General features: G+C 70.0%; 21 protein-coding genes. 16 read left to right on the top strand and 5 right to left on the bottom strand.

What is annotated here, in order from left to right; all coding sequences use genetic code 11:
• The first annotated feature begins 123 nt into the window (after nt 1-123).
• Both ACFYPS_RS25305 and ACFYPS_RS25300 read left to right on the top strand, forming a co-directional pair.
• Nucleotides 124-936: an RNA polymerase sigma factor SigF gene (locus ACFYPS_RS25305; RefSeq protein WP_387327429.1), complete on the top strand. Its 813-nt coding sequence runs from the start codon at nt 124-126 to the stop codon at nt 934-936.
• An 85-nt stretch (nt 937-1,021) separates the two neighbouring features.
• Nucleotides 1,022-1,606: a TetR/AcrR family transcriptional regulator gene (locus tag ACFYPS_RS25300; protein WP_387327426.1), complete on the top strand. Its 585-nt coding sequence runs from the start codon at nt 1,022-1,024 to the stop codon at nt 1,604-1,606.
• 5 nt (nt 1,607-1,611) lie between these two features.
• On the opposite strand, the gene ACFYPS_RS25295 is transcribed toward ACFYPS_RS25300, so the two are convergent.
• Nucleotides 1,612-2,475 carry a diacylglycerol/lipid kinase family protein gene (locus ACFYPS_RS25295; RefSeq protein ID WP_387327423.1) on the bottom strand — a complete coding sequence of 288 codons (864 nt, stop codon included), beginning with the start codon at nt 2,473-2,475 and terminating at the stop codon, nt 1,612-1,614.
• A gap of 1 nt (nt 2,476) precedes the next feature.
• Nucleotides 2,477-4,042, bottom strand: coding sequence for an FAD-binding oxidoreductase (locus ACFYPS_RS25290; protein ID WP_387327422.1), 1,566 nt, complete (start codon nt 4,040-4,042; stop codon nt 2,477-2,479).
• A gap of 45 nt (nt 4,043-4,087) precedes the next feature.
• On the opposite strand from ACFYPS_RS25290, the gene ACFYPS_RS25285 reads away from it, so the two are divergent.
• The 7 genes from ACFYPS_RS25285 to ACFYPS_RS25255 all read left to right on the top strand — a co-directional run bounded on the left by ACFYPS_RS25285 (nt 4,088) and on the right by ACFYPS_RS25255 (nt 11,712).
• A complete protein-coding gene (locus ACFYPS_RS25285) occupies nt 4,088-5,614 on the top strand; it encodes a glycerol-3-phosphate dehydrogenase/oxidase (protein WP_387327419.1) in 1,527 nt (508 codons plus the stop codon).
• A gap of 174 nt (nt 5,615-5,788) precedes the next feature.
• Entirely contained in the window at nt 5,789-6,664 is an 876-nt protein-coding gene (locus tag ACFYPS_RS25280; RefSeq protein WP_387327416.1) for an alpha/beta fold hydrolase, read from the top strand.
• Between the two features lie 83 nt (nt 6,665-6,747).
• Nucleotides 6,748-7,719 carry a pyridoxal-phosphate dependent enzyme gene (locus ACFYPS_RS25275; RefSeq protein WP_387327413.1) on the top strand — a complete coding sequence of 324 codons (972 nt, stop codon included), beginning with the start codon at nt 6,748-6,750 and terminating at the stop codon, nt 7,717-7,719.
• A 76-nt stretch (nt 7,720-7,795) separates the two neighbouring features.
• On the top strand, nt 7,796-8,782 hold the full coding sequence (locus tag ACFYPS_RS25270; RefSeq protein ID WP_387327410.1) for a hypothetical protein: 987 nt from the start codon (nt 7,796-7,798) through the stop codon (nt 8,780-8,782).
• Nucleotides 8,783-8,888: 106 nt separating this feature from the next.
• Nucleotides 8,889-9,497 (top strand): hypothetical protein, encoded by a 609-nt coding sequence (locus ACFYPS_RS25265; protein ID WP_387327407.1) that lies wholly within the window; start codon nt 8,889-8,891, stop codon nt 9,495-9,497.
• 79 nt (nt 9,498-9,576) lie between these two features.
• Entirely contained in the window at nt 9,577-10,428 is an 852-nt protein-coding gene (gene pdxY / locus ACFYPS_RS25260; protein ID WP_387327404.1) for a pyridoxal kinase PdxY, read from the top strand.
• Nucleotides 10,429-10,527: 99 nt separating this feature from the next.
• Complete coding sequence (locus ACFYPS_RS25255) at nt 10,528-11,712, top strand: low temperature requirement protein A (RefSeq protein ID WP_387327401.1); 1,185 nt, start codon at nt 10,528-10,530, stop codon at nt 11,710-11,712.
• Nucleotides 11,713-11,740: 28 nt separating this feature from the next.
• Here ACFYPS_RS25255 and ACFYPS_RS25250 read toward each other — a convergent pair whose 3' ends face one another.
• Nucleotides 11,741-12,925, bottom strand: coding sequence for a low temperature requirement protein A (locus ACFYPS_RS25250; protein WP_387327398.1), 1,185 nt, complete (start codon nt 12,923-12,925; stop codon nt 11,741-11,743).
• A gap of 111 nt (nt 12,926-13,036) precedes the next feature.
• Complete coding sequence (locus ACFYPS_RS25245) at nt 13,037-13,759, bottom strand: hypothetical protein (RefSeq protein ID WP_387327395.1); 723 nt, start codon at nt 13,757-13,759, stop codon at nt 13,037-13,039.
• Nucleotides 13,760-13,911: 152 nt separating this feature from the next.
• Between ACFYPS_RS25245 and ACFYPS_RS25240 the strand changes: the two genes are divergently transcribed.
• Complete coding sequence (locus tag ACFYPS_RS25240) at nt 13,912-14,631, top strand: isocitrate lyase/phosphoenolpyruvate mutase family protein (protein WP_387327392.1); 720 nt, start codon at nt 13,912-13,914, stop codon at nt 14,629-14,631.
• Nucleotides 14,632-14,664: 33 nt separating this feature from the next.
• Here the strand turns inward: ACFYPS_RS25240 and ACFYPS_RS25235 are convergent, their stop codons facing one another.
• Complete coding sequence (locus ACFYPS_RS25235) at nt 14,665-15,705, bottom strand: LacI family DNA-binding transcriptional regulator (RefSeq protein ID WP_387327389.1); 1,041 nt, start codon at nt 15,703-15,705, stop codon at nt 14,665-14,667.
• Between the two features lie 396 nt (nt 15,706-16,101).
• Between ACFYPS_RS25235 and ACFYPS_RS25230 the strand changes: the two genes are divergently transcribed.
• From ACFYPS_RS25230 to ACFYPS_RS25205, 6 genes are all read left to right on the top strand, one after another.
• Nucleotides 16,102-16,965, top strand: a complete 864-nt coding sequence (locus ACFYPS_RS25230) for a carbohydrate ABC transporter permease (protein WP_387327386.1) — start codon at nt 16,102-16,104, stop codon at nt 16,963-16,965.
• Nucleotides 16,962-17,783, top strand: a complete 822-nt coding sequence (locus ACFYPS_RS25225; protein ID WP_354965678.1) for a carbohydrate ABC transporter permease — start codon at nt 16,962-16,964, stop codon at nt 17,781-17,783. The genes ACFYPS_RS25230 and ACFYPS_RS25225 overlap by 4 nt, the downstream gene beginning before the upstream one ends.
• Nucleotides 17,780-20,521 (top strand): family 78 glycoside hydrolase catalytic domain, encoded by a 2,742-nt coding sequence (locus ACFYPS_RS25220; protein ID WP_387327383.1) that lies wholly within the window; start codon nt 17,780-17,782, stop codon nt 20,519-20,521. Before ACFYPS_RS25225 ends, ACFYPS_RS25220 begins: the two co-directional genes overlap by 4 nt.
• A 28-nt stretch (nt 20,522-20,549) precedes the next feature.
• Nucleotides 20,550-21,806, top strand: a complete 1,257-nt coding sequence (locus ACFYPS_RS25215) for an ABC transporter substrate-binding protein (protein ID WP_387327381.1) — start codon at nt 20,550-20,552, stop codon at nt 21,804-21,806.
• A gap of 112 nt (nt 21,807-21,918) precedes the next feature.
• Nucleotides 21,919-25,146, top strand: a complete 3,228-nt coding sequence (locus ACFYPS_RS25210; RefSeq protein WP_387327378.1) for a family 78 glycoside hydrolase catalytic domain — start codon at nt 21,919-21,921, stop codon at nt 25,144-25,146.
• A gap of 75 nt (nt 25,147-25,221) precedes the next feature.
• Nucleotides 25,222-26,496 (top strand): glycoside hydrolase family 1 protein, encoded by a 1,275-nt coding sequence (locus tag ACFYPS_RS25205; protein ID WP_387327376.1) that lies wholly within the window; start codon nt 25,222-25,224, stop codon nt 26,494-26,496.
• Nucleotides 26,497-26,523: the final 27 nt, after the last annotated feature.

Below are 26,523 nucleotides of genomic sequence, written 5' to 3'. Positions count from 1 at the left end.
TGGCGACTGGCAGCGCCACATCATCCTTTCGGTTAGGTTTCACCTGACCTTTGGTCTAGTCTCTGCTCATACGGTTGGCGCCGACAGGCGGAAATGCGGCCGGTGTGATGCGGAGGAGCCAGCATGATCACGACCACCGACCGGCCCGCGACGACGAGCACCCGCACCGACCACGACGCCTCCGCCGACTCACCCGCCACCGAGCTTCTTCTCGCGATGGCGGCGTTGCCCGCCGACCACCCGTCGCGCGCCGCGCTGCGGGACCGGGCGATCGAGGCATGGCTGCCGCTGGCCAACCACCTCGCTCGGCGCTACAGCGGGCGGGGCGAGCCGACCGGCGACCTGACGCAGACCGCGGCACTGGGGCTGATCAAGGCGGTGGACAAGTTCGACCCCTCCCGTGGTGTCGACTTCGCCGGTTACGCGATCCCCACGATCGTCGGGGAACTCAAGCGCCACTTCCGGGACCGCACGTGGGACATCCGGGTGCCCCGCCGGCTGCAGGAGATGCGGCTGGCGATCTCGGACGCCAACAGCACCCTTCTGCAGACGTTGGGTCGGTCGCCGACGGTCGCCGACATCGCCGCCCACCTCGGGCTCACCGAGGAGCAGGTGCTGGAAGGGCTGGAGGGCGCACGGGCGTACAACGCTGTGTCGCTGTCCACCCCGGTCGGTGACGGTGAGCGCGGCACCGAACTCGGCGAGATGCTGGGCGGCGAGGACGGCGAGTTCGCCCTGGCCGAGCTGCGGGTGGCTCTCGGCCCGGCGCTGGCCACGCTCGACGAGCGGGAGCAGAAGATCCTCACCCTGCGCTTCTACGGCAACCAGACGCAGAGCGAGATCGCCGACCAGGTTGGTGTCTCGCAGATGCACGTGTCCCGCCTGCTCGCCCGCGCGCTCGCCAAGCTGCGCACGCAGCTGGTCGACGCCTACTGACCACCGCCAGTTCCCGGTGCCCGCGTCATCCGTGGCGCGCGCGTCCGCGTCCGGGGCCACCTCGCCCCTGTGATAGACAGTCGGCGTGGTGGAGGTGAGCCAGTCCGGCGAGCGCAGCGTCGACGACACGGTTCTCGACGCTGCCCGGGACTGCGTGCTGGCGTACGGCGTCCGTCGCACGACGATGACGGACGTGGCGCGACGCGCCAGCGTCTCGCGGATGACCGTCTATCGGCGCTGGCCGGACGTGCAGTCCCTGATCGGCGACCTGATGAGCCGGGAGTGGCATCAGGTGCTGATGGCGGCCGCGGACGTCGAGACCGGCGGTTCGGCGCGGTCCCGTCTGGTGTCGCGGGTGGTCGCGGTGGCGGGGCAGCTACGGGACCATCCGCTGCTGTGCAAGATCCGTGACGTCGACCCGGAGGTGCTGCTCCCGTACCTGCTCGACCGGCGGGGCAGCGGCCAGGACGAGATGCTCCAGTTCCTCGCGGCGGCGCTGGCCGACGGTCACGAGGACGGCTCGATCCGGCCCGGGAGACCCGACGTCATGGCCCGCGCGGTCTTTCTGACCACGCAGTCCTTCGTGTTGTCTGTCCGCACGGTCGCCGACGACGTGCCGGTCGCCGAGTTCGACCGGGAGCTGGCGCTGCTGGTCGACGGCTACCTGTGACCAGGCTAGCCGGCGATGACGCGCAGTGCCCGCGGGCGGACCTCGACGTGCAGCTCGTCGGTCCGGCCGACGGGATCACCGTCGCCGTACACGGTCATTGGACGGTCGGCGCACACGGTGACCGACGTGCCTCGGTAGGAGAAGACGTGCCCGCGCCGCACGTGCCGGCCGGTGCGCATCTGTCGCAGCGCGATCGGGAACAGCACCTTCGGTGCCTGTCCGATCACCACGACGTCCATCGTCCCGTCGTCGGGCTGCGCCGCCGGGGCGACGTGCAGGCCACCGCCGTAGTAACCGCAGTTGGCGACCACCACCGTGTAGGCGTACGTCTGCTCGGTCCGGCCGTCCACCGTGATCGTGTACCGGGTGCGCGGCCAGCGCATCAGCGCCCGCAGGCCGGCGGTGGGATACACCAGCGGCGCGGGCAGACGCGACCGGTTCGCCAGCTCGTTGGCCGCCGCGTCGACGCCGACGTAGACGCTGCCGACGATGGTTCGTCCAGCGACGCGGAGGACGTCGAGGTGCCGCGGCCGTCCGTGCAGCAACAGGTCCGCGATCGCGTCCGGGGAGTGCGGCAACCCGAGCTGGCGGGCGAAGTCGTTGCCCCGACCGGCGGGTATGACGCCGAGCAGACCGTCGGTGTCGGCGACCACGCCGGCGAGCAGCCGGATCGTGCCGTCGCCCCCGGCGGCGACGACGACCTCACCGCCCTGCAGCGCCGCCGTGGCGCACCGGCCGGCCTGCTCCGCAGTCTGCGTGTATTCGACCCGTATCCGGGCGCCGGCGGCGCGCAGCAGATGGGCCACCGGCATCAGGCGGGACAATCCTCGGCGTGCGGTGGGCCCGAGGATCACTGCGAAGGACCGCACCTCACGGCACCAGGATGCCGGGATTGAGGATGCCGGCCGGGTCCAGCTGCTGTTTGACCGCCCGCAGCAGGTCCACGGCGACGTCTCCGATCTCCGCGGCGTACCAGGCCCGATGATCCGCGCCGACACCGTGATGGTGGCTGATGGTGGCACCCGCGGCAGCGATCGCGTCGCTGGCCGCCGCTTTCGCCTTCCGCCAGCGGTCGACCGGATTCGCGCCGGGAGAGCAGATCACCGTGAAGTACAGCGACGCACCGGTCTCGTAGACATGGGACACGTGCGCCAGCACCAGGGTGCCGTCCGGCAACGCCTCGAGGATCGCCTGCCGGACCCGGTGGTGCACGTCCGGCAGCGCCGACCAGTACGCCGCGGTCTCCAGGGTCTCCGCGAACGCCCCGGCGTCCAGCAGCGCGTCCCGCAGATACGGGGCGTCGAAGCGGTGTCGCGCCCACTGCTGACCCGGCTCGTCGCCCAGCGGCACGCCGCCGTGCGGAGCCAGCACATCGGCGGCCGCGTCGACGGTGGCAAGGACGTCCGCGCCCTCGTACCCGGCGATGAGCTGGCAGCCGCCGTCGGCGCGTCCGGATCCGGTCGCCCCGATCATGGTCTCGACCTCGTCGGACAGCCGCAGCACCGTGGGTCGCGGCCCGTCCTGCGCCAGCCGCCGTACGGCGTGCAGGCCGTCGGCGAACGACTCGAACCGCCAGCCCTCGTAGTGTGACTGCGCCGGCAGGGGCCGGATCCGGACGGTCACGTCGGTGATGACGCCAAGTGCCCCCTCGCTGCCGAGGAAGATCTGTCGCAGATCGGGACCGGCGGCCGAGGCGGGAGCGCGGCCCGTCCGGACGGTGCCCTGCGGGGTGGCGACCGTCAGCGCCATGACCATGTCGTCGAAGCGGCCGTAGCCGGCCGACGCCTGGCCGGACGACCGGGTGGCGGCGAATCCACCGATGGTGGCGTACTCGTAGGACTGCGGGACGTGGCCGAGGGTGAACCCGTGCTCGGCGAGCAGCTCGGCGGCCCGTGGGGCGCGCATTCCGGCCTGCAGCGTGGCGGTCCGCGACAACGGATCGATGGCGACGACGTCGTTCAGCCGGCTCAGATCGACGGCGACGTGCCGCGCCGCGGACGGCGTGAGCCCGCCCACGACGGATGTGCCACCGCCGAACGGGACCACGGCCAGCCGGTACCGGGAGCAGAGATCGAGGATGGACACCACCTCGGCGTGGTCGGCCGGACGCAGAACGGCCTGCGGGGCCACCCGCACCTGGCCCCGCCGATGGCGTAGCAGGTCGGGTGTCGACATGCCCGACGCGTGTCGTGCCCGGGCGTCGTGGGCGGTGACCACGTGCTCGGCGCCCAACGCCCGTCGCAGCGCGTCGAGGACCCGGGCGTCCAGTTCGCAGTCCGGCACCGCCACCTCGGCCAGCGGGACGGCCGGCGGCGGGGGTGTCAGCTCGAGCACCTGCGCCAGCAGCGTCGAAGCGGAGTCCGGTAGCGCCTTCGCGTTCCTCGTGGTGCCCCAACGGGCCCACCCGACGGCCGACGCTTCCCCTTCCATATTCATGTGTGACAGAGTGACATCCAACGTCACTGCATCGCAAGGAGGCGTATGAAAACCTCGCTGACCGTCTCCCGCCGGGAACGTGACCTCGCCGAGCTGGTCGCCGGCACGTCAGTCGACGTCCTGGTCGTCGGGCTGGGCGTCACCGGCGCCGGAGTGGCGCTCGACGCCGCGAGCCGCGGACTGTCCGTGGTCGCCGTCGACGCCGACGACCTGGCCCACGGCACCTCCCGCTGGAGCTCGAAACTGATCCACGGCGGCCTTCGATATCTCGCGCACGGCCAGATCGGCATCGCCTACGAGAGTGCCGCCGAGCGCCACCTGCTGCTGACTCGCACCGCGCCGCACCTGACGCGCCCGTTGCCGATGCTGCTCCCGGCGACCGCGTACACCAGCCGATGGCAGGCGGGCGCCGCGGCGGCCGGCCTGCACGCCGGAGACCTGCTGCGTGCCTGCGCCGGGACCTCCCGACGGACCCTTCCCGGAACGCGCAGGCTCGGCTCGGCCGAAGCGGGCGCGATGGCACCCGCCCTGCGTCCGGCCGGTCTCCGCGGAGCACACCTGTCCTGGGACGGCCAGCTCTGCGACGACGCTCGACTCGTCGTCGGCCTCGCGCGCGCCGCCGCGGAGCACTCCGCCCGCATCCTGACCCGCTGCCGGGCGATCAGCCTGCACCGGGAGGGCGCCACCATCGAGGACACCCGCACCGGCACGCGCATGCACGTCGCCGCCCGCGCGGTCATCAACGCCACGGGCGTGTGGGCCAGCAGCCTGACCCCACACGTACGCCTGCGCCCGTCACGGGGAACCCACATCGTCCTGTCCGCCGCCCGTCTGGGCGGACTCTGGGCCGGCCTGACCATCCCCGTCCCCGGCGAGTTCACCCGCTACGTCTTCGCCCTGCCCCAGACCGACGGCCTGGTGTACGCCGGACTCACCGACGAGCCGGTGAACGGACCGGTCCCCGACGTGCCGCGACCCACCGACGCCGACATCGCGTTCCTGCTCGACGTCCTCAACAGCGTCCTCGACCAGCCGCTGCGACCCACCGACGTCCTGGGCGCGTACGCCGGGCTGCGACCTCTGTTGGACGCCGGTGACAGCCGAACCGCCGACCTCTCCCGCCGGCACGCCGTCATCGACGACCCCGACGGGATCATCAGCGTGATCGGCGGCAAGCTCACCACGTACCGCCGGATGGCTCAGGACGCCGTCGACACCGCCATCCGTCAGCGCCGCCTCGCGGCCGGCCCCTGCCGCACCCGCCGCCTCCCGCTGCCCGGCGCGGCGAGCAGAACACGGCTGGCCCGGGTCCCCGCGCCACGCCGGCTCGTCCACCGGTACGGCACCGAGGCCGTCGACGTCCTGGCCGAGGCGCCCACCGAACTCCGGCAGCCGATCGGTCCCGACATCCCGGTCACCGGCGCGGAACTGCTCTGGGCCGCCCGGCACGAACTCGCCCTCACCGTCGACGACCTGCTCGACCGGCGCACCCGCATCGGTCTCGTTCCGGCGCACCGCGAGGCCGCACTGCCCACGGCGCGAGACGTCCTCGCACTGGCCGCCGAGGGGTGACGGGGGAATTTCGCCGGTGGTCCGACCATCGCCTCTTCTCCTGCTAGCGTCGTTTTTGCCCGGGGAGCTTCCGTCAGCGGTCCACGCCGCCTGAGCCATCAGCCGACCGTCGCGGGTGCCGCCTGAGCAGACCGTGCGACGACGGTCCGCACGAGTCGCGGGGGGTCCGGGGCCATGTTCGAGGGCTTCGAGGAGTTCGACATCCCCACGTCGGGGGCGACGATCCACGGACGCCGTGGCGGAAGCGGGCCTCCGGTCCTGCTCCTGCACGGCATCCCCGAGACGCACCTCATGTGGCATCGCGTGGCGCCGCGGCTCGCCGAGAAGTACACCGTGGTTGTCACCGACCTGCGCGGCTGGGGCGACAGCAGCACACCGCCGAGCAGCGCCGATCATGAGCCGTACAGCATGCGAGCGATCGCCCGCGACCAGGTCGAGGTCATGCGCAGTCTGGGCCATGAGCGGTTCGGGCTCGTCGGGCACGATCGCGGCGCACGGTGCGCCTACCGGCTCGCGCTCGACGAACCGGACGTCGTCACCCGGCTCGCCGTCCTGGACGTCGTCCCGGTCGGCGACGTGTACGACCGGGCCGACATGGCGTTCAGCCTCTCGTACTGGGTCTGGTCCTTCCTGGCGGCGCCGGCGCCGGTGCCCGAGCGGTTCATCGCCGCGGCGCCCGCCGTCCTCGTGGATTTCATGCTGGACACGTGGCCCGAGGTGAAGGACGCGTTCCCGGGCGAGGTGCGAGCCGCCTACGTCAGGCAGTTCAGCGATCCCGCCACCGTCCACGCGATCTGCGAGGAGTTCCGCGCCGCCGCGACGGTGGACTACCAGCAGGACGAGGCGGACCGAGGCAACCGCAAGATCGCCTGCCCGGTTCTGTTTCTCTGGAGTCAACGGGGTCAGGTCGCGAGGCTCTATGACGACCCGCTCGGCATCTGGAGACAATGGTCCGACGACGTTCGTGGCGGCCCGGTCCCGGTTGGGCACTTCATTCCGGAAGAGGCTCCCGAGGAGACCACACGGCAACTGCTGGATTTCCTGACGTAGGGCGGTGACGAGCGGCGGGTGCCGGATGGGCGTCGCAGGCCTATATCGTCACGCTGCCCACCCGACGGCAAGGAGTCACCAGCATGCCCGGACCGATCGTTCCGCTCACGCTCGGCACGTGGCCCACACCGGTGGAGCCGATGCCCCGCCTGGCGACCGCTCTCGGGCTCGGCCGCGACGACCTTCTCGTCAAGAGGGACGACCTCACCGGCCTCGGCGGCGGTGGCAACAAGGTTCGCAAGTTGGAATGGACGGTCGCCGAAGCTCTCGCGAACGACGCCGACACGCTGGTCACCACGGGAGCGCCACAGAGCAACCACGCGCGGCTCACCGCCGCGGCCGCCGCGCGCCTCGGTCTGCGCGCCGTGCTGGTGTTCCCGGGCGAACCGGTGGCGGCTCGAACCGGCAACCTCGTTCTGGACGCGTTCCTCGGCGCCGACGTCGTCTTCACCGGTGTGACGGGTCAGCAGGCGCTCGCAGACGCCGCCACGCGGGTATGCGACCGGCTGCGTTCCGAAGGCGCACGCCCCGCCCTCATCCCGTTCGGCGGGTCCACCGTGTTGGCGGCCCGCGGTTACGCACAGTGCGGTGACGAGTTGCTGTCCCAGGTGCCCGACCTGCGTACCGCTGTGGTCGCGCTCGGCTCCGGCGCCACGATGGCCGGGCTCGTCGCGAGCCTGGGCCCGGACCGCACGCTCGGTGTCGATGTGGGGGCGCTGGACGACCCCCGGCAGCGGGTCGCGACGTTCATCACCCCGCTCTCGCCGGACGTGCACGCCGACGACCTGCGCGTCGACCGTGATCACGTTGGCAGCGGCTACGCAAGCCTGACCCCGACGGTCAGGGAGGCGCTGACACTCGTCGCCCGGTACGAGGGGATCATCCTCGACCCGACGTACACCGGGCGCGCGATGGCGGGTCTCATCGCGGCGATTCGGCGAGGCGAGATCGGACCGGGCCAGACAACAGTCTTCATCCACACGGGCGGGCTTCCCGGAATGTTCGGGCACCCCGAGATTCCCGCGTTCGCCGAAAGCCTGTCGCCTGAACGATAAGGATCACCGGTCTGCGTCGTGTGGTGGTGGGCGTCGGGGGCGACGAGGCGACCGGACCCGTGGTTGGATGTGCGCCGTGCGGTTGTTCCCTGAACCGGTGTGTTGGTCCGTTGTAGCGGGCGCGGCGGTGGTGCATGTGGTTGGCGCGCTGTCGGACGCGTCGGTCCTCGCGGGGCAGGCGACCGGGGTGGCACTGACCGGCCTCGCGGTGATCGTGTTGCTCGGTGCCGGGCGGGGCCGCGTCGCCGTGGCTGTTGGTGTCGGCGTGCTCGCCATCGACGCCGTGGTGGCGGCGAAGGGCTCGGACGGGCCGAAGTACCTGTCGCCGTTCTATGCGCCGCTGAACGCTCCACCACCGTCCGTCAGCGAGGATCTCGCGTGGCTGGGTGAGGCGTTGGCGGCGCAGGTCACCCAGCACTGGCCCGCACTGCTGGGCCTTGCGCTGATCTGCGGCGGATCGGTGGTGACGTTGACCGATCGGGCGCGGACCGACACACGGTGGATCCGTTGGGTCGCGTGGGCCGCCGTCGCCGGGCTGGCCGTCGTCGTGCTCACCCCCCTCGGCGGAGGGGACCCGATTCGCGTGCTGGTCACGCTCGCCGTCCGGTTGCCGACCCTGCTGGCGGTTGCCGCCGGGCTGACAGTGCTCGTGGTGGCCGCCGGGCGGCAGCGGCGGTTCGGCGTCCCGGCCATGCTGGGGGCCCTGCTGCTGACCGCTGCCGTCATCGACGCCAACCTGGCGGCTGTGGCGCCGCTTCGGCCAGTTGCCGTGGCTGAGACGCACTCGTTCAATGATCAGGCTGCGTTTCTTGAACCGGGGATCCGGATTCAGGTAGCGGGTGCGGTGGCGCTGGGCCACGAATCCTCGCCCGGCTTGGTAACGGCACCGCTGCTGGCGCTCGTGCCGATACTTGCGATCGCACTGCTCGTGCTTGCGGCACCGACCTGGGGCCATCGCCTCAGCCGCCGCGATGACAGCGGTGACGGGGCGCACGGCGGGGATCCCGGCGACGGGGATGACCGGCGCGGTCACCACGACGGTCGCGGCCTGGACGGGACCTGACCGCAGGTCGGGAGCGAGCCCGTTCGCGACCGTCGGTTTTCCGGACCCGCGCCCTCGGACCTCGTATCGTGACGATGACCCCTGGTCGGCGCGGACGGTGAGGTGGATGGACGACGGTGAACGCGAGCAGGCGTTGCTCACCGCCCTGACCACCGAGCATTTCGTGCTCCAGACCTCCCGCAGCGCCACCGTCACCGAGTCGGTGGGCCGGGCGACGGTCTTCCTCTCCATGCTCTCCGCCGCTCTGATCGGGCTCGGTTTCGTCGCCAGCAACGCCGCGTTCGTCGGGCCGTACCTCGGGGCGGTGCTGCCCACGCTGATGATCACCGGGCTGCTCACGTTCCTGCGGCTGGTGCAGAACATGGTGGAGAACGAGCTGGATCTCGCGCGGATTCAGCGCATCAGGGCGTACTACCAGCACCGGCTGGCCGGCGACCACGACTTCTTCGCCGATGCGGTGCAGGGCGAGGGCATCATGCGGGCGAGCTGGGCGGCGGTCGGCAACGCCCCCGGGCGGGCGCAACTGCTGCTGACCACGGCGGCGATGGTGGGTGCGGTGAACGCGCTGCTGGCGGGGCTCTCGGTCACGCTGCTGACCGGACTGGCGGGGCTGTCGTCCGGGTTCGCGATCGGCGTCGGCGCCGTGTTGGCCCTGCTGGCCTTCGCCGCCCAGGTCGCCTACATCAACCGCGCGTCGATTTCCCAGCCCGGGTAGGGCTCGCCCGGAGTGGGCCACCCGACAGAAACGGCGGGCGCTTCGTGGGCCCACCGGCGGGAGCCGCCATGATGGTGCGGTGAAGATCCTGTCCATCCAGTCCTCGGTCGCCTACGGCTACGTCGGCAACTCGGCCGCCGCCTTCCCCCTCCAGCGGCTCGGGCACGAGGTCTGGCCGGTACTGACGGTCCACTTCTCCAACCACACCGGGTACGGCGCGTGGCGCGGGCCGCTGCTGGAGCCGGCCCAGGTGGCCGAGGTGATCAACGGCATCGCGGACCGTGGGGTCCTCGGCAGCGCCGACGCGGTGCTGTCGGGCTACCAGGGCGACCCGGCGATGGGCGCGGTGATCCTCGACGCGGTGGACAAGGTCAAGGAGGCCAACCCGGCCGCGGTGTACTGCTGTGACCCGGTGATGGGCGACACCGGCCGCGGGATGTTCGTCCGGCCGGGCATCCCGGAGTACCTGCGGGACACCGTCGTTCCGCGCGCCGACATCGTCACCCCGAACCATTTCGAGCTGGACTTCCTCGCCGGTCGTACGACGAACTCCCTGACGGAGGTGCTGGCGGCGGTCGACGTGGTACGCGAGACGGGGCCGCGGCACGTCCTGGTCACCAGCGTCCTGCACGGCGATGTGCCGGCGGGGTCACTGGAGGTGGTGGCCGTCTCGGACGAAGGCGCCTGGGCGGTCACCACGCCGCTGCTGCCGATCAACCCGAACGGCGGCGGCGACATCACCGCGGCGCTGTACCTCGCGCATCTGTGCACGACGGGCTCGCCGGCGACCGCGCTGGAACGCACCATCGCCTCCGTCTTCGCCGTCCTGGAGGCAACCCTCGCGGCGGGCACCCGGGAGCTCCAACTGATCTCGGCCCAGGACGCGATCGCCGAGCCGCCAACCAGGTTCACCGCTCGGCGGCTGCGCTGATCTATCGGTCCGTCGGCCTGCGCAACTGCCCTCTGTCGTCGACTCGTAACCCGTAGTGTCGTCATGCGGTGGCCGTGGACGGGTGCGACGGGGTGATCGATGACTGCGGAGAGCGACGCGCGGTCGACGGACCCCGACCGGAAGAGTCCAGCGCATCCGGCACTCCTGGAGTTGTTCTTCGACCTGGTCTACGTCTTCGCGCTGATCTCCCTGGCGGAGAAGCTCGCCACCGAGCTCACCTGGTCGGGCGCCGCCGAGACCCTGGTGCTGCTGCTCGCGTTTACGTTCATCTGGGCGTTGACCGCGTGGGCGGGTGACACGCTCGACCAGGCCCGGTCAGCGCTCCGGGTGAAGTTCATCGGGACGATGGCGGCAAGCCTGCTGCTGGCCGCCACTGTTCCCGACGCGTACGGCAGCCGTGGGTTGCTGTTCGCGATCACGTACCTGGCGATCCACCTCGGCTCCAGCTCCTACTTCCTGCTGGTCCTGCGGGACCCGTCCCAGCGTGGCAGGAGCAGCCGGATCCTGTTCTGGGAGGCCATCGCCGGATTCGGGTGGATCGGTGGGGCACTGCTCGGCGACACGGCTCGCCTGGTGCTCTGGGCGGTGACCGTCGGGATCGAGTACGCCGCGGCCGCGCTCGGCTGGCCCGTGCCAGGGCTGGGGCGTTCGCACTCCGAGGAGTGGCGGCTGACCGGTGAGAGACTCTCCGAGCGGTACCGCCAGTTCGTCATCATCGCGCTCGGCGTGTCGCTGTTCACGACAGCGGAGACCTTCAGCCAGAGCGACTACACGGCCGCGCGGGTCTGGGCGCTCGTGGTCGTCTTCCTGATCGTGGTGCTCATGTGGCGGATCTACATCTACCGCGCCGGGGAACTGCTCACCGACGCGATCGCCAAGTCGACGAGACCCTCCCTGCTCGGCCAGTCCGCCGCGGTCACTCACCTGATCATGGTGGCCGGTATCGGCGGTGCGGCGGTCACCAGCAGGCTCGTCGTCGATCGGCCGTTCGGCGAGACCCCACCGTCCTGGGCGGCGGTCATCCTCGGTGGGCCGGCTCTCTTCCTGCTGGGCCGTGGGTTGCTCGACTACACCGTGTTCGGTCGGGTGTCCAGGTCGCGGCTGGCCGGTCTGGTCCTGCTGGGTGGGGTGGCGCCGGCGACGCACCTGCTGCCGCCGCTCGTGGTGGCACTCCTCGCCATGATCGTTCTGGCCCTGGTCGCCGTGGTGAACCTGCTGAGCACCCGGAGGCACCCCCGAACGGCGGCACCTGCGCTGCGCTGACAGGTCGGGTCGGGACCGGTGCTTCGGCTCACCCCGTGGGTAGCGGAGCGCTGGTCAGTCGCGAGCGGGGGGCCACCGTCTCGACGATCAGCGTGAGCAGCAGGACCAGGTTCGCCACGACCATGATGCCGAGCGGTGCCAGCAGCGGCATCGCGGGTCCGACAGCGCCCAGCACGATGATCCCCAGCACCCGTGGCCAGAGGATCCGACCGGTGACCACGAAGTCGAACAGACAGCCGCCGAGCAGGAACAGGGCGGGCCCACCCAGGATGGCGACGATCCAGCCTGACGGCGTCTCCCCGAACGGACGGTCGATGACGAGCGTGTCGCTGGCCGAGATGACCACCACCCCCGCCACCATGACCAGGTGGGTGTACGAGGTGGCGGTGCCGGAGCGGACCCGCTCCACCGTCGAGACGGCGGTCGGCGCCAGTAGCTGTCGGATCCGGTGGAAGTACATCTGGAACAGCATCAGCGCGTTGACGAACGCGACCGCGCACGCCGCCACCCGGCCGGCCTCGAAGTCACTGGCGGCCAATCCCATCCCGACGGTCAGGATCAGCTCGCCGAGGGAGATGATGAAGATCTGCCGGTGCCGTTCGGACAGGTGGGCGCCGGTGAAGATCTGACTGGCGAGTTCGGTCCGACCGAGCCTCGGTGTCGGCCAGCCGATCCGGGCCGACCCGAGGTCGACCGCCACCGCGATGGACCAGAGCACCAGCCTGGCCGTGCCGTCCACGAGGGCCCCGGCCACCCATGGTCCGGCGGTGACGCCGAGCCAGAAGAAGACGCGGATGCTTCTCGCCTGGATCGGCCGGTTCACACGGGTGGCGGGAATGAGAACCGAGTCCCGGACCAGGTGGATGCCGAAGTACGCCGCCACGAAGATCCACCCGTGCGCGCCGAATGCCCTCGGGATCGCGATGGCCATCAACAGGGTGCCGAACATGACCACGAGAACAGTGGCCTGGATCAGCGGCAACCGCGGGTTGAACAGGTCGGTGAGCCACGCGGTCAGCACCCAGACCCACCACGCGGCGAGCAGCAGGACCGCGGTCTGCGCCGCGTTACGGACGCTGAGGTCGTTTACCAGCCCTGCGGAGAGCCGGGAGAACATGAAAATGTAGATCAGGTCGAAGAAGAGTTCCAGGAACGTCGGAAACTCGGGCTCGCCGCGTCGGCGAAGAATCCGGGGTAGCGGACTCGACGTCACGGCGTCTGCCTCCTAGGGACGCCAGACCGGACGCGGCGGCGCCGGCGACCTGGACATCTTCTGCCAGCCTCGAACCTACAAAACAGGACATGCTCGGACACCCGAAAGGGCTCATCTCCAGGCATGACCCGGTTCCGGGTCAGAACACGGGCGGGTGCTCGCCCGTGACTCGCGAGCGCCCGCCCGTGCCTTGCCGTGCTGTACGCCGTCCGCCTCAGCAGCGGCCGAGATCCTCCACTGCTGGGTCCAGCCCGGCTCGGACCCCTGTGTCCAGTACCGTGCCCGCCACAGGTGCTTGCCGTCACCCGACGCTGGACCACTCGGGTCGCCGTACCTGCTCTTCTCGTGCTTCACCGTCTGGCCCCCGGTGTAAGCCGTGCCGAAGGCCCACTCCGGTGCGGTGGAACAGTTGGCGGCGGGCGGCGGTGTGGTGGGAGGCGTCGTGGGGGGTGTCGTCGGCGGGTTCGTCGGGGTCGAGCAGCCGCCCGTCGAGTCCACCGTGTCGGCGAACGTGCTGCCGGCCGAGCGGTACGCCGCCGTCTTCGCCGTCACCTGCGTCGGGGTGAGTGCCTGGTTCTTCGCGAACAGCACCCAGTCGACCTGCTGGATGTAGGTGCTCAGCCCGCCCGAGTGGGCCGCCGTGTCGATGAACCAGAGGTTCCAGTTGATCGTCATCGTCTGCCGGGGGTAGAACTTCCCCGAGTGGTCGCCCACCTGCACGCCGTCGATGTAGTAGATGACATGGCCGTTCGTCACCGTCGCCACCCGGCTGTCGGGGCCGCCTGGCTCGCACTGCGCCAGGTCGCCGACCCGGAGGAGGCGGTACGCCTGCATCGCCGCATGCTCCAGCTCGATCCTGAACTCCGGTCTGCTGGCGAACTGGCTCGGGAATCCGTCGTGGAAAGCGACGATAAGCCAGTGCCACCGGGCGCGTAACGTTGTCGCTCGTCTGTGCTGAACACCTTTGCACCCTGGGGAGACGTCAAATGACTGCCGCCACCTTCCGCGCCCTGCACCACGGCCGCACCGCCGGCGACCCGCTCGTCCTGCCGGGGCCGTGGGACGCGGCCAGCGCCCGGGCCCTCGCCGACGCCGGCTTCCCCGCGCTCGCCACACCGAGCGCCGGGGTCGCCGCATCGCTCGGCTACGAGGACGGCGCCACCCCGCCCGACGAGATGTTCGCCGCGGTGGCGAGGATCGTCCGGGCCGTCTCCGTGCCCGTGTCCGCCGACATCGAGGGCGGTTACGGCCTCGCCCCCCGGGAGCTGGTCGGGCGGCTCCTGGAGACGGGCGCCGTCGGCTGCAATCTGGAGGATTCCGAGGGCCACGGCACGCTCAAGGATCCTCAGCGGCACGCGGACTGGCTGGCCGAGGTTCGCTCGGAGGCGGGTGACGCGCTCTTCATCAACGCGCGCGTCGACACCTTCCTGGTAGGGACGGGTGAGCCGGCCGACGCGGTGGCCCGCGCCCGGCTGTACGTGGCCGCCGGCGCCGACTGCGTATACCCGCTCATGGCACCGCCCGAGGTGCTCCCGCTGCTGCGGGAGGGCATCGAGGGCCCGATCAACATGGCCGCCGAGCCGGACGACAAGGCGTCCGTGGCCGAGCTCGGACGGCTGGGCGCCAGCCGGATCACCTTCGGTCCGGGGATGCAGCGGTACGCGGCGCGGGCGGTCGGCGAGCTGGCGGCGGGGCTGCGCGTCTGACGTCCGGCGACCCGGGCGGATCCAGGGCCGAGGTCACCTGGGCGGGGCTGCCGTGCTGCGGCGGGTTACGAGCGTCGGCGAGAGCCGGATGTGGGCGGCCGGCTTGTCCAGGTGGGCGATCCGGTCCAGCACGAGTCGGGCGGCACTGCGTCCGATCTCGCGGCCCGCTTGGTCGACGCTCGTGAGCGAGATCGGTTCGAAGTCGGCGAACGTGGTGTTGTCGTATCCCGCGACGGACATGTCGCCGGGGACGGTGAGACCGGCCTGAGCGATCGCCTCGAGCACGCCCATGGCGACGATGTCCGCGCCAGCGAAGATGGCTGTGGGCCGACGGGGTCGGGCGAGCAGCTGCTGTGCGCCGAGGTATCCACCCTGCTGGGTGTACGTGGTGGAGACGATGTCGATGCCGTCCGCGAGCCCACGGGCCTGCATGGCCTGGCGGTAGCCCTCTGCGCGTATCGCGTTGGGCATCTCCGCGATACGGGCAGGGTCGGTTTCGAGGTGCTCGATGTGGGCGATCCGGCGGTGTCCGAGGTCGGCGAGGTGGTCGACGACGAGTGCGGCGCCCGCGATGTCGTCGTCCGCCACCGAGTCGTACGCGGTGGAGTGGGAGTGTCGGCCGACGACCACCGTCGGCACGGTGCTGGCGACATGCTGGAGGCGTGACCTCGACGAGATGGGGGCGATCAGTATGACGCCGTCCATGCTGTGGTCGATCATCGTCTCGGTGACCCGGGCTTCCGCCGCCTCGCCGTTGCAGCCGGGGCCGAGCAGGACCTGGTACTCCGTATCGGACAGCCACTCGGTGACCCCGTCGAGGATCTCGGCGAAGAACGGATTGCGGATGTCGGGCAGCATCACGCCGATGGTGTACGTCTGGCCGCGCATGCCCCTCGCTGCGGCGGACGGCCGGTAGCCGAGTTCGGCGACCGCCTTGCGCACCTTCGCCCGCATCGCTGGGCTGGTCCCGTACGCGTTGCGCAGCACCTTGGACACGGCTGTCGTTGACACCTCGGCGTGCTGCGCGACGTCAACGATGGTGACTCGTCGGGGCGGCGCCGACCGCGACCTCATGTTGCCTCCGGCAAGTGGGGAACGTTCCCCACGAGTGTAGGCGGGCTCTTCGCCTTCGGCGCCACCGCCCGCGGTGGTGGCCGCAGAGGAGAAATGCCCGGCGAGGCGTGGTCACCTATTGACGTCGATCGGGTCAACTCCTAGGGTCGGGCGAAACATTTGGGCAACGTTACCCACACTGATCGCTGGACCGTCGTTCGGCGCGCAGGTGCGACTCCGGATCACTCCGGGTCGCAGGGGGCGGACCTGGGTCGGGTTGAAGAGGCCGACCCAGGCGGCAGGTTGAAACGTTTCAGGAAAGTGACATCGCCAGTGACGAGAGCAGTCGAGCCACCGCCCCTTGCCCCTCCCCGTCAGTCTCCCGAGCGGACCACTGTCCGCCCTGGTGGTACCCGGATGACCCCGCCCTGGTGGTTCACGCTGCCGGCGATCGTGCTCTTCGCCTTCATCGTCCTGGTGCCGAGCGCCCGTGGCCTGTACTACGCCTTCACCGACTGGGACGGCCTCGACCCGAACCTCTCCTTCATCGGCCTGGGCAACTTCGCGGACATGACCCGCGATCCCGACGCGGTACAGGCGCTCTGGCACACCCTGCTGATCGCCGTGTCGATCACGATCATCCAGAACGGGATCGGGCTGCTGTTGGCACTCGGGGTCAACACCATGATCAAGTCACGGCATGTGCTGCGGGTGTTCCTGTTCGCCCCGGCCGTGATCACCCCGATCGTGACCGCTTACCTCTGGCGCAACCTGCTCGGCCCGGACGGCGCGGTCAACAGTCTCCTGCGTCTGGTCGGGCTGGACTCCTGGCGGCAGGACTGGCTGGGCGACCCCCAGTTGGCCCTCTGGTCGATCGTGGCCGTGATCGTGTGGCAGTTCGCCGGCTACTCCATGGTCATTTTCCTGGCGGGACTGCAGTCCGTACCGAAGGAGATCAATGAGGCGGCGGACATGGACGGCGCCGGGCCGGTGCGGCGCTTCTGGTCGGTCACCCGGCCGCTGCTCGCTCCCGCGATCACCATCAACCTGATGTTGTCGATCATCGGCGGGATCAAGCTCTTCGACCAGGTGTACGCGTTGACCGGCGGCGGGCCGGGACACGCCACCGACACGCTGTCGACGCTGATCTACAAGGACGCCTTCACGTTGGGGGAGTTCGGATACAGCATCGCGCTCGCGGTCGTGCTCACGATCATCGTGGCGGTGGTCTCGACCGGGCAGTACCTCGTGCTGTCCCGCAATGAGAGGGCCGCCTCGTGAACCGCTATCGCGGGCGCACGTTCATGGTGGAACTGGCGATGATCGCCGCCGCCGTCGTGGTCGGCTTCCCGGTGTACGTCCTGATCAACCTTGCCCTGCGGGCGCCATCGGACACCTCCTCACCGATCCGCCCGACCACCTCGCCGACGCTGGACAACTTCACCCAGGCATGGCAGCAGGGCGGACTCGGCGGTGCGCTGGTCAACAGCGTGCTCGTGACCGCGACGAGCGTCGCCATCGTCCTGGCCGTCTCGTCGCTGGCCGCGTACCCCCTGGCGCGCGCCACCGCACGCTGGTCGCGGGGGGTGTTCCTGCTGATCATGTTGGGTCTGATGCTGCCCTTCCAGCTGGCCGCGTTGCCGCTGTATCAGACGATGCGCGATCTTGGCCTGCTCGGTACGCCGTGGGCGCTGATCCTCTTCTACTCGGGCCTTCAGGTGCCGTTCACGACGTTCCTCTACATCGGCTTCCTGCGGGCCCTGCCGCGTGAGTTCGAGGATGCCGCCTTCATTGACGGCTGCTCACCCCTGCAGACGTTCCGGTACGTCGTGTTCCCGATGCTCAAGCCGGTCACGGTGACGGCTCTGGTGCTCAACGCGGTGTCCGTGTGGAACGACTTCTTCACGCCGCTGCTGTATCTGAGCGGCAGTACCCAGCAGACCATGCCCGTCGCCATAGCCGGCTTCGTCGGCCAGTACGCCGCCGACTGGAACCTCATCTTCGCCGCGCTGGTGATGAGCATCGTGCCGATCCTGGCCGTGTACTTCGCGCTGCAGCGCAGCATCATCAATGGCTTCGCCGGAGGGCTCAAGGGATGACGCACGTCTCGGATCGTTGGCTGCTGCGCCCCTACGGGTTGCAGACCGAGCAGCGCCATGAGCCGCTCGGGTTGGGGGAGTCGTGTCCCCGGCTGTCGTGGAAATTGGACAGTGAGCGGCGAGGTGCCGCGCAGAGCGCGTACCGGATCACCGCCGCCGAACGGCCCGCGGACCTCGACGATCCCGGTCGCCTGCTGTGGGACAGCGGCCGGCGGGAGTCCGACGACACGCTGCTCGTGCCCTGGGACGGCCCAACCCTGCGCTCGGCCACGCGCTACCACTGGCGGGTCGAGGTCTGGGACCAGACGGGCGCCGCGGGCGCACCGGCGCAGACCTGGTTCGAAACGGGCCTTCTGCACCGCCGCGACTGGACCGCGGTGTGGGTGGGGCGCGACCCGCTTCGCGTTCCCCATGTGGATCCGCCGCAGGACCGCGACCCTGGCTCAGCTAGCGAGCTCCAGCCGCCGCCGCTGTACCTCCGCCGGCCGTTCGAGGTGCGGCGTCGACCGAGGCGGGCCCGGCTTTACGCCACCGCGCGCGGCGTCTACGAAGTCCGACTCAACGGCTCACGGGTGGGCGACACCGAGCTGGCACCGGGTTGGACGGAATACCACCGCCGGCTCCAGTATCAGACCTACGACGTCACCGAGCTGGTGCGCGAGGGCGGCAACATGCTCGGCGCCGTCGTCGCCGACGGCTGGTGGTGCGGGCACGTCGGGTTCGACGCCCGCCGCGCCGCGCAGCACTACGGTGACTGCCCGGCCTTCTTCGCGCAGCTCGTGATCGATTTCATCGACGGCTCCCGGCAGGTGGTCGCCACCGATCCGAGCTGGGCCGAACGGCCCGGCGCGATCCGGGCCGCCGACCTGCTGATGGGGCAACACGTCGACGCCCGCCAGCACGTGCCCGGCTGGGACTCGCCCAGCCCGTCCGATGACGGATTCCAGCCGGTCGCGGTCCTCCACACCGAGCCGGGTCCGATCGTCGCCGAACCCGACCACCCGGTCCGGGTCACCCGCGAGCTGCCCGCGGTCGTCGTGCACCAGCGGGCTCCTGGTCGCTTCCTCGTCGACTTCGGGCAGAACCTCGTCGGCCGCGTGCGACTGACCGTCCGCGGCGCCGCCGCGGGTCGGCGGATCGTACTGAGGCACGCTGAGATCCTCGCCGACGGCGAGCTGTACGTGGACAACCTGCGCCGCGCCCAGGCCACCGACAGCTACACCACCGCCGGCGACGACACCGAGGTCTTCGAGCCACAGTTCACCCTGCACGGCTTCCGGTACCTCGAGGTCGACAACCACCCCGGCCAGCTGGCCCCCACCGACGTGGTGGCCCGGGTGGTGCACAGCGACACACCCTGGACCGGGCATTTCGAGTGCTCGGACCCGATGGTGAACCAGCTGCAGTCGAACATCACCTGGGGGCAGCGGGGGAATTTCGTCGCGATCCCCACCGACTGCCCGCAGCGGGACGAGCGCCTCGGCTGGTTGGCCGACGCGCAGATCTTCGCCCCGACCGCGAGCCGCAACGCGGACGTCGCGGCGTTCTTCGCCCGCTGGATGCGCGACGTGGTGGACGGACAGGACGCCGAGGGCGCCTTCCGCGACGTCGCCCCGGTCATGACCATGCACCGCGCGGCGGCGCCGGCGTGGGGCGATGCCGGGGTGCTCATCCCGTGGCACCTGTGGCGCACGTACGGCGACCGCGAGGTGCTGCGGCGGTCGTTCGACGCGATGGTCGCCTGGGTCCGCTACGTACGACGACACAATCCCGACCTGCGCTGGCGGCACCGTACCGGCAACTCATACGGCGACTGGCTGCAGGTCGAGGCCACCACCCCACGCGACGTTTTGTCGACCGCGTACTTCGCGCGTAGCGCCCAGACCGTGGCGGATGCCGCCGAGGTGCTGGGGCGACACCGGGAGGCGAACGAGCACCGGGAACTGTACGCCGCGATCCGAGGGGCGTTCATCGACTCGTACGTCGGCGCCGACGGCACCGTCGAGGGCGGCACCCAGACCGCCTACCTGCTGGCCCTCGGCTTCGGCCTCGTCCCCGAGGCCCTGGTGCCGGCGGCGGTTGAACACCTCGCCACCGACATCGAGAAGCGGAACAACCGACTCACGACCGGGTTCGTGGGCGTCGCGTTGCTCTGCCCGGTCCTGGCAGACCATGGCCGTGCCGACCTTGCGTACGCGTTGCTGCACCAGGAGGAGTTCCCGTCCTGGGGGTACTCCATCCGGCACGGCGCCACCACCATCTGGGAGCGCTGGGACGGCTGGACCGACCACGGCGGGTTCCAGTCCGCCGCGATGAACTCGTTCAACCACTACAGCCTCGGCAGCGTCGGCGACTGGCTGTTCGGCCGGGTCGCCGGCATCGACCAGACGCCCACGTCGGTGGCCTACCGCGAGCTGCTGCTACGGCCGCTACCGGGCGGTCGGCTCACCTGGGCGAAGGCTGAGCAGGAGACCGCCCGGGGACGGGTGGCCTGCGGCTGGTCCCGCACCGACGGCCGGATCACCGTGACCGTCACGGTGCCACCCGGCAGCACCGCCGTACTGGAGGTCCCCACGTCCGACCCGGGCAGCGTGCGCGAGAGCGGCGCACCCGCTGCGGGCCAGCCGGGGGTACTCGGGGTCCAGCCGTCAACCGCCGGGGCAACCCTGCGGCTGGCGTCTGGCCGCTACACCGTCAGCGCCCTCGCACCCGGTGCTGGGCCCACCGATCAGTCATGACCACCGCACCGTCCTAGCGGGAGACATCATGAACACGCGCAGACTGCCGACCCTGCTGGCTTCAATGACAGCCCTCGCCGTGCTGGCCGCTTGCAGCGGTGGCACCAACGCCGAAACCAGCTCCACCACCCTCACCCTCGCCTCGGTCGACCAGGGCTCCGTGGAGGACGTCGTCAAGGCGTTCGAAGCCGCCAACCCGGGCGTCAAGGTCAACTTCACCACCAGCGGCGCCGACCAGTACCAGCAGCAGATCCGGACCCAGCTCTCGTCAGGTACGGCACCCGACGTGATGTCCGTCTGGCCGGGTAACGGCAACCCTGGAGCCACCTACGTGCTGGCCAAACCGGGGTACCTGCTCGATCTGTCCGACCAGCCGTGGGCCGCCAAGCTGCCGGACGCCGTCAAGAGCGTGGCCCAGTACGAGGGGAAGACCTACAACGCGATCTTCGGGCTCAACGGGATCGGTGCGGTCTACAACCAGCAAGCCATGGACAAGGCCGCACTGACCCCACCGGGCACATGGACCGACCTGCTGGCCTTCTGCCGGGCCGCCGCGACGAAGGGAACGCCGGCCTTCGCACTGGGCATCCAGGACAACTGGGTGACCCAGCTGGTGCTGTACGGGCTGGTCGCACCGACCGTCTACGCCAAGGACCCGGACTTCGACACGAAGATGCAGGCCGGCCAGGCGACCTTCGCCGGCTCACTCTGGAAGACGGCCCTGGCCAAGTACCTGGAGATGAACCAGGCCGGATGTTTCCAGAAGAACCCGCTCGGCACCAGCTACGAGGCCAGCCAGGAACTCGCCGCCACCGGAAAGACGCTCGGCATCGTGCAGGGCAACTGGGTCATCGCCCTGCTCAAGGGGAAGAACCCGAACGGCACGTTCACGCTCAAGGCGCTACCGGCCACCGATGAGCCGGCCACGGCCCTGATGCCCGCCGCGGCCGGTGCCGGGTACGGGATCAACGCCAAGGCCAAGAACAAGGAACTCGCACTGAAGTTCGTCAACTTCGTGATGTCCCCCGAGGGCATGAACCTCTACGTCAAGAAGCAGGGCGGCCTGCCAGCCCTCGCCGACACGGGCTACGCCGTCGACCCCTCGCTGACCGAGCTGTCGACGTTCATCAACGACAACCGAACCGTGCCGTTCATGGATCAGCTCTGGCCGAACGCCAAGGTGCAGCAGACCATGCTCAGCGGCCTCCAGGAGGTTTTCAGCGGGCAGTCCACCCCCGACAAGGTCCTCGCGGCGATGGACGCCGACTACAAAGCCGGCGCCTGACCGATCTTCCCTGCGGTCGCGGACCAGGCTCCGCACCGCACCAGCAGCACCTACGTCAACACCGGGCCAAGGACCTGCCGGCTCATCACGCCGGCCAGGAAAGGAGTGACCTGTGCAGAAATCCAGGAGACGGACACGCCTGCTCGTGGTGATGGGAGTGGCGGTCACACTCGTCGCGTCGCAGACGCTCAACGCCACGCCGTCCATCGCCAGCCGCCAGGCGGCCGCCGTCAGCGTCGTCGACCTTCGGGTGAACGACCGACACGATGAACCGCTCGGCATCGACGACGCCCACCCATCCCTGGGCTGGCGGATCACCGAAACGAAACGGGCCGCCGCCCATCCCTGCCGCCGACCCGGTGCACGGTTGGCCTGCCCGGGCGACAAGCAGACCGCCTACCAGATCCGCACCGCGACGAGCGCGCGGAACCTCACCGGCGGAAGGCTGACCTGGGACTCCGGCAGGGTGCAGTCCGACCACCAGTCCGGCATCCGGTACGCCGGTCGGACCCTCACCTCCCGCGAGAGGGTCTTCTGGCAGGTCCGGGTCTGGGACGCCGACCGGAAGCCATCGGACTGGAGCGAGCCATCCACGTGGGAGACGGGCCTGCTCCAGCAGAGCGACTGGGGATCGGCCCGGTGGATCGAGTACCCCGGTCGCACGGAATCCCAGCCGATGCCGATCTTCGCTCGCCAGTTCGACATCGATCGCAACAAGCGCGTGGCCAGCGCCCGCCTCTACCTCTCCGGCGTCGGGCTGCACCTGCCGTCCCTCAACGGCCGATCCCTCAGCGACGAGGTTCTGGCACCGGGTAACTCCAACTACCAGCTCTCCAGTGAGTACCGCACGTACGACGTCAGCGGCGACCTGCGCACCGGAGCCAACACGCTCGGTGTTCGGCTCGGCAACGGCCCCGCCTACGTACGGCGAAGCGTCACCAACCCCGCCGTCGGCCGGACGGCGCCGTACTCGTGGTGGCAGAGCCAGCTCAAGGGCAACGGCATTCTGGCCGCCGACGCCGCACCCGATGCCACGACCGTGCAGCTGGACAGCGTCGCCAACTACCATGTTGGCGGCACGATCAACATCGACACCGGCAACGGTGGCGACAGCCTCGAATCCCGCACGATCACCGCGATCGGCACCGCTGGCGCGGACGGAACCGGGATCTCGTTCACCCCTGGCCTGTCCAAGCCGCACACCGCCGGCGTGGCGGTGACCGGATCGGGCAACAACGTCGCCGCCAGCGATGCGAGCGCCGGCGCCGCGGTGACCCCCCGCATGATCGCGCGGCTGGAAATCTCCTACACCAACGGCTCGACCGACGTCGTCGTCTCCGACCGCAGATGGCGGACCGCACTCGGCGCCCTGGTCACCGACGCGTGGTACTCCGGGGCGGACCACGACGCGCGCCGCGAGCAGGTGGGCTGGGACGCGGCTGGGGCCAACCTGACGGCCGCCGCCAAGCGACGTGACGGCTCCGCCATGGCCTGGGTCGACGCCGGCATCGCGCCACCCCCGAACCTCGCCACCAGGCTCGTCGCCCGCACCGCCGAACCGGTGAAGGTCGTCGAAACGTTCACACCGGTCTCGATGACCAACCCGGCACCGGGAACCTGGGTGTTCGACTTCGGCCAGAACATCGTCGGCTGGCCCCAGCTGCGCCTCAAGGGGACCGTGCCGAGCGGCGTCACCATCCGGATGTCACCCGCCGAGTCGCTGGCCGCGGACGGCACCGTGGACCAGGCCTCGCTCATGGGCGGCGGCGGCAGCCGGGGACGCGACCTGTTCAACACGTACACCACCGCCGGACTACGCGGCGGGGAGACCTGGCATCCCGACTTCAACTACTTCGGCATGCAGTGGGTCCAGGTCAGCGGCCTGCCCGAGGGGTACGTCCCGACGAAGGACCTCATCAAGGGGCTCCGGTTGCAGGCCGCCACCCCGTCGGCCAGCGACTTCACCACCTCGAACGCGCGCGTCAACCGCGTCCACAAGATGGCCAGGTACTCCTTCGCGGCGAACATCATGTCGGTGTTCACCGACTGCCCCGGCCGCGAGAAGCTGTCGTACCCGGCCGACTACACGATGCCGATGGGTGCCATCCACCGCAACTACGAACTCGGCGCCTACCTACGGACCACCATGCGACACCTCGTCGAGGGGCAGTCTCTGGCTGACACACCGATGGCCGGGAACGTCGCGCTGAAGACCCCGGTCTACGACTGGGGCTACAGCGGACGCTTCGGCGACGAGATCAACTGGGGCAACGCGATCATCCTCGTCCCGTCGATGCTGTACGAACTGTACGGCGACACCGCGACGATGGCGCGGTACTACAACCAGATGGTCGCCTTCGCCGACTACATCCAGCGCCAGAAGGTGGGGACCGGAGCCGACGCGCACATCGTCGACGCCGCCCTCGCCGACTGGGTCGCCGCCGACCAGACATCCGGCCGAATCACCGGTACCTGGGGCTACTACACGATGATCAGCAAGTTGGCCACGATGGCGCAGCTGACCGGCCACGTCGACGACGCCGCTCGGTACCGGACGCTCGCGGACGAGATCAAGCAGGCGTTCAACGCGCACTTCTACAACCAGCAACTACGCCGGTACACCGCGGACGGCAACGCCGGGACCACGGGCGCAACGCAGACAGCGCAGGCACTCGCCCTCGACGCCGGGCTCGTCCCGGACACCGAACGTAACGCCGTCCTCGACGCGCTCGTCGAGCTCGTGTACGCGTTCCACCCGGTCGGCGACGGTCCACACTTCAGCGGCGGCACCATCGGGATGGCACCGACCGTCCGGGCACTCGCCGACGGCGGCAGGGACGACGTCCTGTGGGACCTGCTCCAGGAGAACGACCAACCGAGTTACGGGTTCTTCATGGAACCCACGGTCGCGAACCCGAACGGCATGACCACCATCGGCGAACGGTGGAACCGTGGTGACTCCAAGAACCACATGATCCTCGCCCAGATCGAGGAGTGGTTCCAGGGGAGTCTGGTCGGCATCCGCGAGGCCGACGACTCGACCGCCTACCGACGCCTTGTCATCCAGCCCAAGGTGGTCGGGGACCTGACCTCGGTGAAGGGCAGCTACCAGACACCACACGGCGTTGCGCGGTCCGAGTGGAGCACGTCGGATCGACGATTCAAGCTGACGGTCGACGTCCCCACCAACACCAGCGCACAGGTGTGGGTGCCGGCGGGAGGACGACGGCTCGACGCGCCTCCGGCCCGGGCCACGTTCCTGCGTGTCGACGGAGACTATGCCGTCTACAGCGTTCCCTCCGGCTCGTTCACGTTCCTGGCACCGCGGACGGGTAACTGATCCGACGGGCCCGGTCGCCGCTCAGTCCACGAGTGGCGACCGGGCCCGTAACCCGCGCACCGATGAGGAGCAGCCGTGACCAGCACCCGAGACGTCGCCGACGGTCGCAGTGCGCCGGCTCCGTTGGGATCCGACTTTCCGGCGAACTTCCTCTGGGGTGCCGCGACAGCCGCGCACCAGGTTGAGGGCGGCAACGTCAACAACGACTGGTGGGACTTCGAACACGCCCCCGGTACGGCCGCGCAACAGTCGTCCCACGACGGCATCGACCACCTGCACCGGTATGCCGACGACTTCGCGCTGCTGAAGTCACTGGGCCACAACGCCCACCGCCTGTCGCTGGAGTGGTCCCGTATCGAACCCGCACCGGGGGAGTTCAGCCGCAGCGCCCTCACCCACTACCGCCGGGTCCTGACCGCGCTCGCCAACGCCGGCATGACCGGATTCGTCACCCTGCACCACTTCACGTTGCCGCGCTGGTTCGCCGCGAGGGGTGGTTGGCTCGCTCCTGATGCGGTCGAGCTGTTCAGCCGATACTGCGACCGGGTCGTCGCGGAGCTGGGCGACCTGATGCCCTTCGTCTGCACTATCAACGAACCACAGATGATCGCCCTGCACGGCTATCTGGAGGGCTACCACCCGCCGGGGATGACCAACCCGATCCTGTGGAAACGGGTGGGCAGGGTGCTCCTGGAGGCGCACCACGCCGCGGTACGGGCCATCCGCGATGGAGGAGCCCGGTCCAGGGCGGGCCTCGCCGTGCAGCTGCCGCTGCTGACCCCGGCTCGTGACGACGACAGCTGCGTCGCGTTCTGCCGCGCTCTGCGGACCGAGATCGTCGACCTGTACCTCGACGGGCTCACCGGACCCGACCCTGGAGACTTCCTCGGCGTCCAGTACTACCGCCGGCAATGGGTCGATCCCGCCGTGCCGACACTGTTCGCCGAACCGCCGGCCGGCGCCCAACTGACCCAGATGGGCTGGGAGGTCCATCCGGACGGACTGCGCCAACAGCTGCACCGTGCTGCCGCCGCCGGGCTCCCGCTGTACGTCACCGAGAACGGCATCGCCACCGAAGACGATCACGAGCGGGTCGACTACCTCGAAACGCATCTCGCCGCACTGGCGCAGGCCCGATCGGAAGGAGTCGACGTTCGCGGTTACCTGCACTGGTCCGCCTTCGACAACTTCGAATGGGCCGAGGGATACCGCCCCAAGTTCGGACTGATCGCGGTCGACCACGACCACGACCTGCGCAGAACCCCGAAACCGAGCGCCCATGCCTTCGCTCGGGTCGCCAGGACAGGAAGGCTCGACGCGCTACGCCACGGGACCGTCGTACATGCATGAGGCCACGGCGGCCCCGGACGTAGAACC

Source organism: Micromonospora sp. NPDC005087, from assembly GCF_042872965.1.
GTDB lineage: Bacteria > Actinomycetota > Actinomycetes > Mycobacteriales > Micromonosporaceae > Micromonospora.
Note: the sequence above shows the minus strand (reverse complement) of the source record. Positions and strands in the feature narration are given on the sequence as shown.